This window comes from Stenotrophomonas sp. 8(2023) (assembly GCF_030345295.1).
Lineage (GTDB): Bacteria > Pseudomonadota > Gammaproteobacteria > Xanthomonadales > Xanthomonadaceae > Stenotrophomonas > Stenotrophomonas muris.
In genome coordinates this window covers 1,640,607-1,654,147 of sequence record NZ_CP128404.1, presented here as the reverse complement: position 1 = coordinate 1,654,147, position 13,541 = coordinate 1,640,607, and the positions used below count along the sequence as shown (strand labels likewise).

Here is a 13,541-nt window from a genome sequence, read left to right as displayed (position 1 = left end):
CACCGCTCCGGTATTACTCGTCTGCTTCATCACCTGCCTGACCACCTTCACCCGACTGCACGTAACCACCGCCCGGACCGACCTTCACGTTGCGTGCCGGAACCACCGTGGAAATGGCGTGCTTGTAGACCATCTGACTGACCGTGTTGCGCAGCAGGACCACGAACTGGTCGAACGACTCGATCGTGCCCTGCAGCTTGATGCCGTTCACCAGGTACACCGAAACCGGCACGCGCTCGCGCCGCAGTGCGTTCAAGAAAGGATCCTGCAGCGATTGCCCCTTGGACATTGCACACTCCTGATTATTGTTCTTATTGGGTTGCCGACGGTTGCCACGGCCCCCGAGCCGCCCGCCGGCCGATGATGTTACACGGCTGGCGGGGGTTCAGCGTGCGACGAAGGCCGACACCGCGCCGGCAAGGCGCTCCTGGTCGATATGGGGGTCGAACCAGCGCGCATCAAGCTCGCCGCGCAGCCACGTCAGCTGGCGCTTGGCCAGCTGGCGGGTGGCGAAGATCGCCTTGTCACGGAAACGGGCGGCATCACCCTCCCCGTCCAGGTACTCCCAGGCCTGGCGATAGCCGACCGCACGCACCGCCGGCAGGTCCAACGGGGCCTCCACGGCGGCCATTTCCGGCATCGCGCGCAGTGCCCGCACTTCGTCCAGGAAGCCCTGCGCCAGCATGGTGTCGAAGCGCGCCTCGATGCGCTGGTGCAGTACCGCGCGGTCACGCGGGGCCAGGATCAGCTTGAGGGTGCGCACCGGCAGCGGCGCCACGCCCGGACGGCGCTGCCATTCAGTGATGGGCGTGCCGGTCAGGCGATAGACCTCCAGTGCCCGCTGGATGCGTTGCGGGTCGGTGGCATGGATGCGTGCGGCGGCGGCCGGATCGACCTCGGCCAGCTCTGCGTGCAATGCCGCCCAGCCCCGCTCGGCCGCCTCGGTGCTGAGTGCTTCGCGCATCACCGGGTCGGCCTCCGGCATCGGCGACAGGCCCTGCAGCAGGGCCCGGAAGTACAGCCCCGTGCCACCTGCCAGGATCGGCGTTTTGCCGCGTGCCACGATGTCGGCCACGACCCGGCCGGCATCGGCGGCGAACTCGGCCGCCGAATAGGTCTGCCAGGGATCGCGCAGGTCCAGCAGATGGTGCGGCGCCTGTGCACGCTCGGCCGCATCAGGCTTGGCCGAGCCGATGTCCAGGTGGCGGTATACCAGCGCCGAATCGACGCTGACGATTTCGCCGTCCAGTTGCTGTGCCAAAGCGATTGCGGTGGCGGTCTTGCCACTGGCGGTCGGCCCCATCACGGCGATCGCCAGCGGCCGCCGATCGACGCCCATCAGTCTTCGTCCGGCCAGCGGATCGTCGGCGCAGCGTCGGCACGCGGCGTCGGCACGGCCTCCACTGCCTGCCAGATCTTCAGCGCATCGACGGTGGCCGCCACGTCATGCACGCGCACGATGCGCGCGCCACGTTGGACCGCGATCAGGTGCGCGGCCACCGAAGCCGCCACGCGTTCGGAGGGCGTGTCGCGGCCAGTGAGTTCTCCCAGGCTGCGCTTGCGTGACAGGCCGGCCAGCACCGGCACCCCCAGTTCCAGGAAGCGCTCCGAACGCGCCAGCAGGGTCATGTTGTGGGCGGTGCTCTTGCCGAAGCCAAAACCAAGGTCGATCAGCAGGTTCTTCTTCGCAATGCCCGCCATCTCGGCAGCGAACAGGCGCTGCACCAGGAAACCATGCACCTCGGCGACCACGTCGTCGTAGTGCGGATCGGCCTGCATGTGGCCCGGCTCGCCCTGCATGTGCATCAGCACCACCGGCACGCCGGTTTCAGCGGCGGCGTCCAGCGCCCCCTCCTGACGCAGGCCGAAGATGTCGTTGATCATGCCGGCGCCAGCGGCCACCGCCGCGCGCATCACCTCCGGTTTAAAGGTGTCGATGCTGATCGGCACCCGGGTGCGTGCGGCCAGCTGCTCGATCACCGGAATCACCCGGCGCAGCTCCTCCTCGACCGAGACCGGCGCAGCGCCCGGCCGGGTCGATTCGCCGCCGATGTCCAGCAGGTCCGCGCCCTCCTCGACCAGCTTGAGGCCATGTGCGACCGCGGCCTCGGTGGTGTCGTGCGCACCGCCATCGGAGAAGGAGTCCGGGGTGACGTTGACGATGCCCATGACCCGGGCACGGTCGAGGCGCAGGATGCGGCCGGCGCAATCGAGCTGGGGCGAGGTATCGAACATGGGCAATCCTGCAGGGACGACGGCGGGTAGTTTAGTTCGGCAGGGCGGCGCCCTGCACCCGCAGAGGCCCGGGCTACAGCAACAGCTGAAGCAACAGCCGAAGCAACAGCAGGTGTACTGAGGGATGGCGTGGGGTCAGATCCGTTTTCCTACGGAAAACGGATCTGACCCCGAATTGATTCGATATCTGACAGAGATTCATCCACGCATGGCGTGGATCTACCGTGTCGACCAAGGTCGACACCTACCAACAGCGGCCGGAATCTGTCAGAGGTGGGGCGGTGTCGGAGGGCGGGGTGTCAGCCGTATGGATGCGGCTGCCAAGCCCCCATGGATGGGTTCACGGCGTCCCCGCACTCCGACACTGCCCCGCCACCCCACGGAATGTTGCTGTTGCTGTTGCTGTTGCTGCTGAGGTTGCCGGCCAGCGGCCGGCACTACCGCGGGTGCAGGGCGAAGCCCTGCGGACACCCCTCAACGGCGGCGGCGCTTGCGGTCCACGTACAGGGTTCTGGCGATGCTCAGCACGATGCCGACACCGATACCCACCACGCAGCCCAGCAGCAGGTTGTCGGCGCCCAGCCCTACGCCCACGCCGACCACGGTGGCGATGATCATTTCGGCGGTGTGGGAAATCGGTTCGGGCTTCGGGGCGGACATGCAGGCTCCAGCATCAGTTCGGTTCGGAAGGGGCCGAAGGCCCGGAAACGACAAGGCCGGGTTTCCCCGGCCTCGTCTGGTGTTACGTGCAGCGGGCCGTCAATGCGATTCGGCCGGGCCTGCGATCGGCGGCAGCGGGCGGGCGTCGCCGCCCTTGTCGTTGCCACCGTCCTTGTTCGACTTGCTCCAGCCCGCCGGCGGCGGCGGATCGCGGCCTTCCATGATGGCGTCGATCTGCGGTGCGTCGATGGTCTCGTACTGCAGCAGCAGCTGCGACATCGCATGCAGCTTGTCGATGTTCTCGGTCAACAGCTGGGTGGTGCGGGCATAGGCCTTGTCGAGGATGTTGCGCACTTCCTCGTCGATCCGGCGCGCCGTGTCGTTGGACACGCTCTTGTGCTGGGTGACCGAACGCCCCAGGAACACCTCGTCGTCCTCTTCGCCATAGGCGATCGGGCCGAGCTGCTCCGACAGGCCCCACTTGGTGACCATGTTGCGGGCCATCTTGGTTGCGCGCTCGATGTCGTTGGAGGCGCCGGTGGTGACCTTGTCCTCGCCGAAGATGAGCTCTTCGGCGACACGGCCGCCGTACAGGGAGCACAGCTGCGACTGGATCGCCACGCGGTTCATCGAGTACTTGTCGCCTTCCGGCAGGTACATCGTCACGCCCAGCGCACGGCCGCGCGGAATGATGGTGACCTTGTAGACCGGATCGTGCTCGGGCACCAGGCGGCCGACGATGGCGTGACCCGCTTCGTGGTACGCGGTCAGGGTCTTCTCGTCCTCGCTCATGGCCATCGAGCGGCGCTCGGCACCCATCAGGATCTTGTCGCGGGCACGGTCGAAGTGGTCCATGCGGACTTCCTTCTCGTTGCCGCGCGCGGCGAACAGGGCCGCCTCGTTGCAGAGGTTGGCCAGGTCGGCGCCGGAGAAGCCCGGGGTACCACGTGCGATCACCATCGGCTCGACATCGTCGGCCAGCGGCAGCTTGCGCATGTGGACCTTCAGGATGTGCTCGCGGCCCTTCACGTCCGGCAGGCCGACCACCACCTGGCGGTCGAAACGGCCCGGACGCAGCAGCGCCGGATCCAGCACGTCCGGACGGTTGGTCGCGGCGATCACGATCACGCCTTCGCCGCCTTCAAAACCGTCCATCTCGACCAGCAGCTGGTTCAGGGTCTGCTCGCGCTCGTCATGACCGCCGCCCAGGCCGGCGCCACGGTGGCGACCGACGGCGTCGATTTCGTCGATGAAGATGATGCACGGGGCGTGCTTCTTGGCCTGCTCGAACATGTCACGCACGCGGCTGGCGCCCACGCCGACGAACATTTCCACGAAGTCCGAACCGGAGATCGAGAAGAACGGCACCTTGGCTTCGCCGGCAATGGCCTTGGCCAGCAGCGTCTTGCCGGTACCCGGCGGGCCCACCATCAGCACGCCGCGCGGAATCTTGCCGCCCAGCTTGGTGAACTTGGACGGGTCGCGCAGGAAGTCGACCAGCTCGCCCACTTCTTCCTTGGCCTCGTCGCAGCCGGCGACGTCGGCGAAGGTGACCTTGATCTGGTCCTCGCCCTGCAGCTTGGCGCGCGACTTGCCGAAGGACATCGCGCCCTTGGCACCGCCGCCACCGCCCTGCATCTGGCGCATGATGAACAACCAGAAGCCGATGATCAGGATGACCGGCAGGAAATTCATCAGGATCGCGCCCAGGGAGATGCCGCTGGACGGCTCCTCCTGCACGATCTCCACGTTCTTGGTGCGCAGCACGTTGATCAGGTCACGATCGAACGGCGCGGTGATGGTGGACGACTGCCCACCGCGGGTGGTGTAGGTCAGCTGGCTGGTGCCGCCGCGCATGTCGCCGCCGAAGGCGACCTTCTGCACGTTGCCGCTGTCCACCTGGTCCAGGAACTGCGAGTACGACGCGCCCTGCGCGCCGGCCCCGGAGGACTTCGGCGAGAAGCTCTGGAAGACCACCATCAGCACGACGGCGACGACCACCCATAGCAGGAGGTTCTTGGTCAAGTCGTTCATCCTCATTGGCTCCGGTGTTCCTCTCAGTGCTGGCGTTGCGTTGGGGTCGAACTTGCGTACGTTGCGAGCTTACTTCATGTGGGCGCGTTTTCCCTGACCCAAGGCATACACCTCGGGAGAGCGCTTGCGCGACGCCTCAGGCTTGCGGATGGAGACCTTGTCGTACCGGCGGCGCATGTCGCGCACGTAGTCGTCAAAGCCCTCACCCTGGAACAGCTTGATCAGGAACGCCCCACCGGTCTTCAGGTGGTTGTCGGCAAAATCCAGGGCCAGCTCCGCCAGGTGCATCATCCGCGGCTGGTCGACCGCGCCTACACCACTCTTATTGGGGGCCATGTCCGACAGCACAAGGTCTACCGGCTGATCCCCGAGCATGGCTTCAAACTGCGATAGGACGGCTTCTTCCCTGAAGTCACCATGAAGGAACTCCACGCCGGCCAGCGGCGGCATGTCCAGGATGTCCAGCGCCAGCACACGACCGGTGTCGCCGATCTGTCTCCGAACCTGCTGAGACCAGCCGCCGGGGGCCGCGCCAAGGTCGACCACCACCATGTGCGGCTTCAGCAGGCGGTCACGTTCGAGCAGCTCCTCGAGCTTGTAGGCGGCGCGCGAGCGCATGCCCTCGGCCTGCGCCTTCTTCACGAAGGGGTCGGAGAAGTGTTCCTTGAGCCAGCGCTGGCTGCTTTTGCTGCGGGTAGCCATTGAAAATAGGGGCTGATGGGGTCCTCATGATACCCTGATCGTCCCATTCAACCGTGTTTTCCTGCATGTCCATCGCCCTGACCGCCTCCCAGACCCGTTTCCTGCGCGGCCAAGCCCACGACCTGAAGGCCCTGCTGCAGACCGGCGGCAAGGGTGTGACCCCAGCCTTCATCGCTGAGCTGAACGAAGTGCTGGAGCGCCACGAACTGGTCAAGGTGAAGGTCGCCGCAGAGGATCGCGACGCCCGTGACGCGATGATCGGCGAGATCGTCGAAGCCACCGAAAGCGCGCTGGTGCAGCGCATCGGCCACGTCGCGGTGCTGTACCGCCCGAGCAAGGAACAGCGCCAGATCGTGCTGCCGCGCGGCTGATCGTCCTACCGTCATGCAGCTGAACCACGAACCGCCGGATTACGCCTACAGCCTGCGTGCCGCAGATGGCCGCTCGGCCAAGGTGAATGACCAGGTGCTGGGCGGCAGTTTCTTCCTCACCCCGGACCAACTGGTCACGCACTGGCCGGTGGCAAGTGCCGCCGCGCTGCAGTTGGCGGACCTGGAGCCGATCCTGGCGCTGAATCCGGCGCTGATCGTGCTCGGCACGGGAGACCGTCAGGTATTCCCGCCCGCGGTGGTGATGGCCGCCTGTCTGTCGCGTGGCATCGGCCTGGAGGTGATGAACAATCCGGCCGCCGCGCGCACCTTCAACATTCTGGCCGGCGAAGGCCGCAAGGTCGCGGCCGCCTTCATCCTGGAAGGCTGAGTTCGAGCCGCCGGGTGCGCCCGGGCACTAGCTGCCCGAAGGTGTGCAGCGGAACGCGGAGAACGCCTGCAGCCGACCGATCAGGTTGCCACCCTGCCCCCAGCGGATATCCATGACCTTCCAGTCCGGGCCCTGCCGCTGCAGCAGGACCCGGTCGGTCCAGCGATAGTCGCCCACGGCCATGTCGACATGGACCCAGGTGGCGTCACCGCTCGATCCGGGCGCTCCCACCTTTATCGTCTCCGGCCGGTCCGGCGCCAACAGATACGGGCTCTGGTCGAGCATGTGCGGCTTCTCATCGGGCGCGGCCAGTGCGGTGCAGGCCTGTTCATATGCACGCTGCGCATCGATGGCTGAGCGGAGGCCATCACCCAGCAGCGGAGCAATCGCCGTTTCGTTCGACTGCGGCGCCTGGATGGCGTCGTAGAGGCGGGTGACCACGTCACGTGGATCGCTGGCGGCGGTCGCCAACGGCGCGACGATGAGCAGCGCGAAAAGGGCTGTTGGGCGAGACATGCGGCACCGGATCGGGAGGCTGGTTCCGTTGAAGCATGCCGCTTCCCTGGCTTGTCGGGAAGCTTGAGATGTGCCACTCAAGGTCGCAAACGGCCACCCACGGCGGCCAGCGTACAGTGAGTCGAGCACGGCTCGACGCTACAGGTCGGGAACGCCGAGCATTGCCCGGCGCCACCCGTCCCACTACCTCAACGCGCCGGCAGGTATTGCTGCGGGTCGACCGGCTTGCCGTTGTAGCGGGTGAGCCGGCGGTGTTTGCGGCCCATGGGCCGCACCGTCGGCGAACGCCCGGCGCGCTGCGCCGGGCCGGGGATCCGCCCGGATTATGAATCGACGATCAGCGCGCCGGCAGGTATTGCTGCGGGTCGACCGGCTTGCCGTTGTAGCGGATCTCGAAGTGGACCATGTCGCGGTTCGCACCGGTGCGGCCCATCTCGGCGATCTGCTCACCGGCCTTCACGCTCTGCCCTTCATTCACCAGGCGCTTGCGGTTGTGGCCATAGGCCGACAGCCACTGGTCGCTGTGCTTGATGATGATCAGCTCGCCGTAGCCGACCAGGCCGGCGCCGGAGTACACCACCACACCGTTGGCGGTGGCCTTGACCGGCTGGCCGCTGGTACCGGCGATGTCCACGCCCTGCTTGGTCGCATCGCCGGCAACGTAGCGGCCGACGATCGCGCCGTCGGCCGGCCAGCGCCAGGCGATGTTGCTCTTCACCGGACCAACCGGCGCCGGAGTTGGCGCCGTGCTGCCGGCGCTGCTGCCGCCCGGGCGCGGCGCGGTGACCACCGTGGTCGGCGCGCGGCCGCCGCTGGCACCGGCCGGATACAGCCGGATCACCTGCCCCGGATGGATGGTCGAGGGGTTGTCCAGGCTGTTCCAGGCAATCAGGTCGGCCGGGGTGATGTCATGGATGCGGGCCAGCGCATAGATGGTGTCGCCCTTGCGCACTACCACGGTCTGCCCGGGCTTGGGCACCGAGGTCTTCGGCGTGGTCACACCACCACCGGTGCTGCCACCACCAGGACGAACCACAGTGGCGGTGCCGCAGGCGGCCAGGGTGGAAACCAGCAACGCCAGCGCGCCGATGCGCACTCCCTTGCTCAGACGATCAGGACTCATGCGAACTTCGACCTCCATACAAGCCAGGCGATCAGCACCACCACCAACGCGGTGGCGATCCAGCCCAGCGGTTCAATCCAGCGACGCAGTGCCGCTTCAGCACGCGCACCACCGATACGGATGACCGCAGCCAGCACGAACACGCGCTTGCCGCGACCGATCAGCATGCTCAACAGGTACTGCGGCATCGGTACGCCGACGATACCCGATGCCCACGTGAAGACCTTCATCGGGATGGGCATGAAGCCGCCCAGCACCAGGAAGGTGAACACCGCCCACGGCGATTCGGCCATCTTCGCTTGCACGGTGGTGATGCCCTGCTCGATCGCCGGCAGCATGCCCAGCACTTCAAACAGCGGCTTGATCGCCTCGAAAGCGTAGTGACCCAGCGCGTAGCCGACCAGCGCACCGACCATCGAGCCGGCCAGGCTGAGGGTGGCAAACCACCAGCCGCGCTTGGGCTGGGCCACGCACATCGGCGCCAGCATCACCTCCGGCATCACCGGGAAGATGATCGCCTCGAAGAAGCTCAACACCGTCAGGTAGGTCGGCGCGCGTTCGTGCGCCGCCCACTTCATCGCCCGCTCGTACAGCGGCCCGAAAATCTTCATGCAACCCTGCTCCGTGGATTAGTCGAGCATGCCAGACAGCAGCGGCACGAACGTGACCGGCGCCAGCACGTGTTGTTCGATGCTGCCGTCGGCCTTGCGGTCCAGCTGTACCAGCGACTGCGCCCCAGGGCCACCGACCGGCGCCACCAGGCGGCCGCCTTCGGCCAGCTGCTCGATCAGGGCGTCGACCAGTGCCGGCGCCGCCGCAGTGACCACGATGGCATCGAACGGGCCGTGCTCGGCCCAGCCGACGCGGCCGTCGTCGTGCTTGGTGCGGATGTTCATGCCCAGCGCACGGAAGCGCTTGCGGGCCTGGCGCAGCAGATCACCAATGCGCTCCACGGTGTAGACCTCCAGGCCCAACGCGCCAAGGATGGCGGCCTGGTAACCGGAACCGGTGCCGACTTCCAGCACCCGCTTCGGCGAGACCTGCAGCACTGCCTCGGTCATCCGCGCAACCACCCAGGGCTGCGAGATGGTCTGGCCATGGCCGATCGGCAGCGCGGTGTCTTCATAGGCACGCGAGGCCAGGGCTTCATCGATGAACAGATGGCGCGGCACCACCCGGATCGCGTTCAAGGTCGGCTCGTCGACGATGCCGGCTTCGCGCAGGCGGTCGACCAGGCGGTCACGCACGCGCTGCGAGGTCATGCCGATACCGACGGCTTCCGGCTGCAATCGCAGGCGTGGGCTCATGCCGGCTGGTCCAGCGCGGCGCTGAGGCCGCCGACCCAGCTGGCGACCTTCTCCAGCGCCTGGTAGCGGGTGAGGTCGACCTGGATCGGGGTGATCGAGATGTGGCCGGTGCGCACCGCGTGGAAATCGGTACCGGGACCGGAATCCTGCTCACGGCCGGCAGGGCCGATCCAGTACACCTCGTTGCCGCGCGGATCCTTCTGCGCGATGCAGCCTTCGGCACGATGGCGGTTGCCGAGGCGGGTGACCTCGAAGCCCTTGACCTCGCTCCACGGCAGGTCCGGCACGTTGACGTTGAGGATGGTGTCGGCCGGCAGCGGATCGGCCTTGAGCCGGGCGACAATCTCCACCGCAGCACGCGCGGCGGTCTCGAAGTGCTTCGGATCGTGGTTGCGGCTGACCAGCGAGACCGCCACCGCCGGCAGGCCGAGGAAGCGACCTTCCATCGCCGCCGAGACGGTGCCGGAATAGATCACGTCGTCGCCGAGATTGGCGGCGTTGTTGATGCCGGACACGACAATGTCAGGCTCGAATTCAAGCAGGCCGGTCAGCGCCAGGTGCACGCAGTCGGTGGGTGTACCGGCCACCGAAACGGTGTAATGGTCGATGCGCTTGAGCCGGATCGGCAGGTCCAGGGTCAGCGAGTTGCTGGCGCCGGAGCGATCGCGGTCGGGCGCAACCACCGTGACTTCGTGACCGGCCTCGCGCAGGACCGCGGCAAGCATCCGGATGCCTGCGGCGTCGACACCATCGTCATTGCTGACCAGGATTCGCATCTTCGATTTAACCGCTTGATTTTCCAAGAATTCGATTCCATCACCGTGCAGTGTGGGCGGGACCGTCGCGCTCCCCTGCGGAAGCGGTCGACCCTGCAAGGGCATCGTCTATTGTGCCGCATGCGGGCCGCCGGTCCTACCCTGTCAGCGGTCACGGCCGACATCGAACCGTCATAGGCAGACCTGCGCCGGCGGTTTACCCTGTGCGCATGTCGCACCCTGATGATGAAGATCCGGCCGCATTGTTCCGTGCGGCCATCGGCGAAGTGAAGCCGCTGCGCAAGGATGCCGAGCCGGCACCTGCCGCGCCCCGGCCGAAACCGCGTGCGCGCATGGCCGAACGTGACGAGGCCGAAGCGGCCGGCGAGTTCGCCCGGCTGCTGCGCGACAGTGCGCCACTGGAAGCCGGCGACGTGGCCAGCTATCGCCGCGACAACCTGCCACCACGCCTGTTCCAGCGCCTCAAGCGCGGCCAGTACTCGGTGCAGGACGAACTGGATCTGCACGGCGCCACCGCCGCACAGGCCGAAGCCCTGCTGCGCCAGTTCCTGCTGGAAGCGCATGCACACGAGTACGGCTGCGTGCGCATCATCCACGGCAAGGGACTGCAGTCCGATGGCGGTGCACCGGTGCTGAAGAACCTGGTCGATCGCCTGCTGCGGCTGCGCAACGACGTGCTGGCATTCCATTCGGCACCGACCGGACAAGGCGGCACCGGCGCGGTACTGGTGCTGCTGGCGCGGCGTTGAAAAGGGGACGGAGGGAATTAAGTCGTTTGTGCCACAAACGACTTAATTCCCTCCGTCCCCTTTTTTCTGTCAGGCCTGCGAGGCGCCTTCGACGGGGCCGAGTTCGTGCAGCACGGCGGTGGCGTAGCAGCCTGGCGGCAACGCGAACGACAGTTCCAGCACGTCGTCGGCCAGCCACTGGTGCTGCAGCAGCGCCGGACGCAGGCGCAACGCGCGGCGCTCCTGCTTCAGGCGCGCATCTTCCAGGCCGGTCCGCAGTGCCTTCGACTCGTCGTCGTCCAGCGCGGCCAGCTCCAGCTCACGCGCAGCGTCGGTGCTGCGCAGCTCGCCTTCGCCCCACAACGGCGCGCTGGGATGGATGTCGAAACGCGCCAGCCGCTCGGCCAGCACATCCGTGTACGGCTCGGGGCCGAACACGCTGCGACTGCCATCGAGCATCCAGACTTCGCCATCGAGCGGCTGGTCCCAGCTGCCCTGCTCCACGCGCGCGGCCAGCACGCGGTTGAACAGCGCCGAACGGGCTGCAGAGAGCAGCAGCGAACGCTGGTCCTTGCGCATGCGGCGCCCACCGAACATCGCCAGTGCAGCCGGCACGTTGCCACCGTCGCGGCCGAAACGCTGTTCACCAAACCAGTTCGGCAGGCCGCGCGCGGCAATCTGCTGCAGGCGCTCGCTGATCGCGGCGGGATCGCCCTGCACCTCGCGCAGCACCAGCTTGAAGCGGTTGCCGGCCAGTGCGCCGCGCTGCAGCTTGCGGTTGTGCCAGGTTGCCTCGATGACTTCGATTTCGTCACTGGCCAACTCGGCCAGGTCCGGCGCAATGCGCTTGGGCAGGTGCACGCTGAAACGCTGGGTGGTGACCGCGTGGCGGTCTTTCATCCCGGCGTAGCTCACCGCCATTTCCGGCAGGCCCGCCCATTTTGCCAGCACCTTGGCCACATGCACGGTGTTGGCGCCGCGCTTGCGGATGTGCAGCAGCAGATGCTCGCCTTCACCGCTCGCCTCGAACGCCGGCAGTTCATCCACCTGGAAATCGTCCGGCGTGGTGCGGATGCGCGCCGTCAACAACGGCGCACCAAACGCCAACGGCAGCGGGATCATGCCGCCACCAGCAACACGACCGCCTGCGCGGCGATGCCTTCACCACGGCCGGTGAAGCCCAGCTTCTCCGAGGTGGTGGCCTTGACGCTGACCGCGTCCAGCGGCAGCTGCAGCAACCCACCGATGCGCTCACGCATCGCAAGCGCATGCGGGCCGACCTTCGGCCGCTCGCAGATCACGGTGATGTCGGTGTTGCCGACGCGCCAGCCGCGCTCCCGCAGCAGGCTGTCGCAGTGGCGCACGAACTCGCTGCTGTCGGCCCCCTTCCAGCGGTCGTCACTGGGCGGGAAATGCTGGCCGATGTCGCCCAGCGCCAGTGCGCCGAGCATGGCATCGCACAGGGCGTGCAGGATCACGTCGCCGTCGCTGTGTGCAAGCACACCGCAGCTGTGCGGCACGTTCACTCCGCCAAGCATGATGTGGTCGCCTTCACCGAAGGCATGGACGTCGTAGCCCTGGCCGATGCGGACGGGCGGGAACGGTGCGGTGCTCATGGATGCAACCCTTGCTGCAGGGCCGCGCGGACGGTCAGCCGGCGCGGCGGGAAAGTACGAATTCGAACCGGTCCAGATCGGCCGGGGTGGTGACCTTGAAGTTGTCCTCGCTGCCCTCGACCAGCAGCGGGCGCTGGCCCTGGCGCTCCATGGCCATGGCCTCATCGGTGACTTCAACACCGGCGGCGGCGGCTTCGGACAGCGCGCGGCTGAGCTGGTGGCGGCGGAACAGTTGTGGTGTCAGTGCGCGCCACAGCCGCTCGCGCGGCTCGGTGCCATCGATGCCGCCGTCGTCGCCCGCACGCTTGAGGGTGTCGCGTACCGGTGCGGCCAGGATCGCCCCGACCGGATCGGCACGACCGACTTCAAGCAGGCGGCCGAGATCGACCAGGGACAGGTTCGGCCGCGCGGCATCGTGGACCAGCACGAATTCATCAGCGCGCACCGTCTCCGGCAGCGCCTGCAGGCCAGCCAGCACCGAAGCGGCACGGGTCGCGCCACCGATGCAGGTCAGCACCGGCTTGCCCGCCCACTCGTTCCAGCCCGGCCAGTCGGCATCGTCCGGGCCGATCACCACCATCGCCCCGGCCACGGCCGGGTGCGCCAGCAGGGCGTCCAGGGTATGGGCAAGCAGGATCTGCCCCCCTGCCTGCAGGTACTGCTTGGGCAACGGCGCGCCAAAGCGGGTGCCACGGCCAGCAGCCGGAACCACGACCCAGATCGCCGCACTCATGGCACGTCCGCCGGGTGGTCGCCAACCTGCGCACTGACACCTGCCGCAGGCTGCGCCGGGTGCACCGGCGCATCCTCGACCACGCGATAGAACTTCTCGCCGGGCTTGATCATGCCCAGCTCGCTGCGCGCGCGTTCCTCGATGGCGGACTGGCCTTCCTTGAGGTCCTTCACTTCCGCAGCGAGCGCATCATTGCGCTGCTGCAGGCCCTCATTGTCCCGCTCCTGGTTGGCGACCTGGGCTTCGAGCATCATCACTTCACCCGAATTGCCCGGACCAAACCAGAAGCGGTACTGCAGCCAGCCCAGCAACAGGGCCAGCACCAGCAGCATCCAGCGCCAGTCGCGCATCG

General features: G+C 67.2%; 18 protein-coding genes. 3 read left to right on the top strand and 15 right to left on the bottom strand.

Annotation, left to right across the window (positions count from 1 at the left end; genetic code table 11):
- Window positions 1-13: 13 nt before the first annotated feature.
- From hfq to rlmE, 6 genes are all read right to left on the bottom strand, one after another.
- Complete coding sequence (gene hfq, locus QP609_RS07745) at window positions 14-289, bottom strand: RNA chaperone Hfq (protein WP_004152891.1); 276 nt, start codon at window positions 287-289, stop codon at window positions 14-16.
- 96 nt (window positions 290-385) lie between these two features.
- Entirely contained in the window at window positions 386-1,339 is a 954-nt protein-coding gene (miaA, locus tag QP609_RS07740) for a tRNA (adenosine(37)-N6)-dimethylallyltransferase MiaA (protein WP_014646715.1), read from the bottom strand.
- On the bottom strand, window positions 1,339-2,235 hold the full coding sequence (gene folP, locus QP609_RS07735; RefSeq protein WP_197621514.1) for a dihydropteroate synthase: 897 nt from the start codon (window positions 2,233-2,235) through the stop codon (window positions 1,339-1,341). Before folP ends, miaA begins: the two co-directional genes overlap by 1 nt.
- 474 nt (window positions 2,236-2,709) lie before the next feature.
- Window positions 2,710-2,895: a hypothetical protein gene (locus QP609_RS07730; protein ID WP_014646713.1), complete on the bottom strand. Its 186-nt coding sequence runs from the start codon at window positions 2,893-2,895 to the stop codon at window positions 2,710-2,712.
- Window positions 2,896-2,994: 99 nt separating this feature from the next.
- The gene (gene ftsH, locus QP609_RS07725) at window positions 2,995-4,929 is read right to left on the bottom strand and encodes an ATP-dependent zinc metalloprotease FtsH (RefSeq protein ID WP_005409015.1); all 1,935 of its coding nucleotides are present in this window, start codon (window positions 4,927-4,929) and stop codon (window positions 2,995-2,997) included.
- Window positions 4,930-4,998: 69 nt separating this feature from the next.
- Complete coding sequence (gene rlmE, locus QP609_RS07720; RefSeq protein WP_005409014.1) at window positions 4,999-5,631, bottom strand: 23S rRNA (uridine(2552)-2'-O)-methyltransferase RlmE; 633 nt, start codon at window positions 5,629-5,631, stop codon at window positions 4,999-5,001.
- 65 nt (window positions 5,632-5,696) lie between these two features.
- On the opposite strand from rlmE, the gene yhbY reads away from it, so the two are divergent.
- Both yhbY and QP609_RS07710 read left to right on the top strand, forming a co-directional pair.
- The gene (gene yhbY / locus QP609_RS07715; RefSeq protein WP_014646711.1) at window positions 5,697-6,002 is read left to right on the top strand and encodes a ribosome assembly RNA-binding protein YhbY; all 306 of its coding nucleotides are present in this window, start codon (window positions 5,697-5,699) and stop codon (window positions 6,000-6,002) included.
- A 13-nt stretch (window positions 6,003-6,015) separates the two neighbouring features.
- Window positions 6,016-6,390 carry an Mth938-like domain-containing protein gene (locus QP609_RS07710; protein ID WP_014646710.1) on the top strand — a complete coding sequence of 125 codons (375 nt, stop codon included), beginning with the start codon at window positions 6,016-6,018 and terminating at the stop codon, window positions 6,388-6,390.
- Window positions 6,391-6,417: 27 nt separating this feature from the next.
- On the opposite strand, the gene QP609_RS07705 is transcribed toward QP609_RS07710, so the two are convergent.
- The 5 genes from QP609_RS07705 to surE all read right to left on the bottom strand — a co-directional run bounded on the left by QP609_RS07705 (window position 6,418) and on the right by surE (window position 10,112).
- Window positions 6,418-6,906 carry a hypothetical protein gene (locus QP609_RS07705; protein ID WP_142234560.1) on the bottom strand — a complete coding sequence of 163 codons (489 nt, stop codon included), beginning with the start codon at window positions 6,904-6,906 and terminating at the stop codon, window positions 6,418-6,420.
- A 337-nt stretch (window positions 6,907-7,243) separates the two neighbouring features.
- Entirely contained in the window at window positions 7,244-8,029 is a 786-nt protein-coding gene (locus QP609_RS07700; protein WP_164167103.1) for a peptidoglycan DD-metalloendopeptidase family protein, read from the bottom strand.
- Complete coding sequence (locus QP609_RS07695) at window positions 8,026-8,640, bottom strand: YqaA family protein (RefSeq protein ID WP_014646707.1); 615 nt, start codon at window positions 8,638-8,640, stop codon at window positions 8,026-8,028. The genes QP609_RS07700 and QP609_RS07695 overlap by 4 nt, the downstream gene beginning before the upstream one ends.
- Before the next feature lie 18 nt (window positions 8,641-8,658).
- A complete protein-coding gene (locus QP609_RS07690) occupies window positions 8,659-9,336 on the bottom strand; it encodes a protein-L-isoaspartate(D-aspartate) O-methyltransferase (RefSeq protein WP_014646706.1) in 678 nt (225 codons plus the stop codon).
- On the bottom strand, window positions 9,333-10,112 hold the full coding sequence (gene surE, locus QP609_RS07685) for a 5'/3'-nucleotidase SurE (protein ID WP_032959183.1): 780 nt from the start codon (window positions 10,110-10,112) through the stop codon (window positions 9,333-9,335). The genes QP609_RS07690 and surE overlap by 4 nt, the downstream gene beginning before the upstream one ends.
- Before the next feature lie 209 nt (window positions 10,113-10,321).
- Here surE and QP609_RS07680 point away from each other — a divergent pair, with 209 nt between their 5' ends.
- The gene (locus QP609_RS07680; RefSeq protein ID WP_032959185.1) at window positions 10,322-10,861 is read left to right on the top strand and encodes a Smr/MutS family protein; all 540 of its coding nucleotides are present in this window, start codon (window positions 10,322-10,324) and stop codon (window positions 10,859-10,861) included.
- A 69-nt stretch (window positions 10,862-10,930) separates the two neighbouring features.
- Here QP609_RS07680 and truD read toward each other — a convergent pair whose 3' ends face one another.
- Genes truD through ftsB form a run of 4 tightly spaced genes read right to left on the bottom strand, consistent with a single transcriptional unit; the run spans window position 10,931 to window position 13,539 of the window.
- Entirely contained in the window at window positions 10,931-11,962 is a 1,032-nt protein-coding gene (gene truD, locus QP609_RS07675; RefSeq protein ID WP_197621691.1) for a tRNA pseudouridine(13) synthase TruD, read from the bottom strand.
- Window positions 11,959-12,456, bottom strand: coding sequence for a 2-C-methyl-D-erythritol 2,4-cyclodiphosphate synthase (gene ispF, locus QP609_RS07670; protein ID WP_014646702.1), 498 nt, complete (start codon window positions 12,454-12,456; stop codon window positions 11,959-11,961). Before ispF ends, truD begins: the two co-directional genes overlap by 4 nt.
- 34 nt (window positions 12,457-12,490) lie before the next feature.
- Window positions 12,491-13,189 carry a 2-C-methyl-D-erythritol 4-phosphate cytidylyltransferase gene (ispD, locus tag QP609_RS07665; protein ID WP_049405812.1) on the bottom strand — a complete coding sequence of 233 codons (699 nt, stop codon included), beginning with the start codon at window positions 13,187-13,189 and terminating at the stop codon, window positions 12,491-12,493.
- Complete coding sequence (ftsB, locus tag QP609_RS07660; RefSeq protein ID WP_005412924.1) at window positions 13,186-13,539, bottom strand: cell division protein FtsB; 354 nt, start codon at window positions 13,537-13,539, stop codon at window positions 13,186-13,188. The genes ispD and ftsB overlap by 4 nt, the downstream gene beginning before the upstream one ends.
- Window positions 13,540-13,541: the final 2 nt, after the last annotated feature.

Excerpts from the sequence above, each read along its gene's own strand:
- surE (WP_032959183.1), bottom strand. The coding sequence starts at position 10,112 with ATGCGAATCCTGGTCAGCAATGACGATGGTGTCGACGCCGCAGGCATC.
- QP609_RS07695 (WP_014646707.1), bottom strand. The coding sequence starts at position 8,640 with ATGAAGATTTTCGGGCCGCTGTACGAGCGGGCGATGAAGTGGGCGGCG.
- QP609_RS07690 (WP_014646706.1), bottom strand. The coding sequence starts at position 9,336 with ATGAGCCCACGCCTGCGATTGCAGCCGGAAGCCGTCGGTATCGGCATG.
- ispF (WP_014646702.1), bottom strand. The coding sequence starts at position 12,456 with ATGAGCACCGCACCGTTCCCGCCCGTCCGCATCGGCCAGGGCTACGAC.
- QP609_RS07700 (WP_164167103.1), bottom strand. The coding sequence starts at position 8,029 with ATGAGTCCTGATCGTCTGAGCAAGGGAGTGCGCATCGGCGCGCTGGCG.
- yhbY (WP_014646711.1), top strand. The coding sequence starts at position 5,697 with ATGTCCATCGCCCTGACCGCCTCCCAGACCCGTTTCCTGCGCGGCCAA.
- truD (WP_197621691.1), bottom strand. The coding sequence starts at position 11,962 with ATGATCCCGCTGCCGTTGGCGTTTGGTGCGCCGTTGTTGACGGCGCGC.
- folP (WP_197621514.1), bottom strand. The coding sequence starts at position 2,235 with ATGTTCGATACCTCGCCCCAGCTCGATTGCGCCGGCCGCATCCTGCGC.
- rlmE (WP_005409014.1), bottom strand. The coding sequence starts at position 5,631 with ATGGCTACCCGCAGCAAAAGCAGCCAGCGCTGGCTCAAGGAACACTTC.
- ispD (WP_049405812.1), bottom strand. The coding sequence starts at position 13,189 with ATGAGTGCGGCGATCTGGGTCGTGGTTCCGGCTGCTGGCCGTGGCACC.
- QP609_RS07730 (WP_014646713.1), bottom strand. The coding sequence starts at position 2,895 with ATGTCCGCCCCGAAGCCCGAACCGATTTCCCACACCGCCGAAATGATC.
- QP609_RS07680 (WP_032959185.1), top strand. The coding sequence starts at position 10,322 with ATGTCGCACCCTGATGATGAAGATCCGGCCGCATTGTTCCGTGCGGCC.
- QP609_RS07710 (WP_014646710.1), top strand. The coding sequence starts at position 6,016 with ATGCAGCTGAACCACGAACCGCCGGATTACGCCTACAGCCTGCGTGCC.
- miaA (WP_014646715.1), bottom strand. The coding sequence starts at position 1,339 with ATGGGCGTCGATCGGCGGCCGCTGGCGATCGCCGTGATGGGGCCGACC.
- QP609_RS07705 (WP_142234560.1), bottom strand. The coding sequence starts at position 6,906 with ATGTCTCGCCCAACAGCCCTTTTCGCGCTGCTCATCGTCGCGCCGTTG.
- ftsH (WP_005409015.1), bottom strand. The coding sequence starts at position 4,929 with ATGAACGACTTGACCAAGAACCTCCTGCTATGGGTGGTCGTCGCCGTC.
- hfq (WP_004152891.1), bottom strand. The coding sequence starts at position 289 with ATGTCCAAGGGGCAATCGCTGCAGGATCCTTTCTTGAACGCACTGCGG.
- ftsB (WP_005412924.1), bottom strand. The coding sequence starts at position 13,539 with ATGCGCGACTGGCGCTGGATGCTGCTGGTGCTGGCCCTGTTGCTGGGC.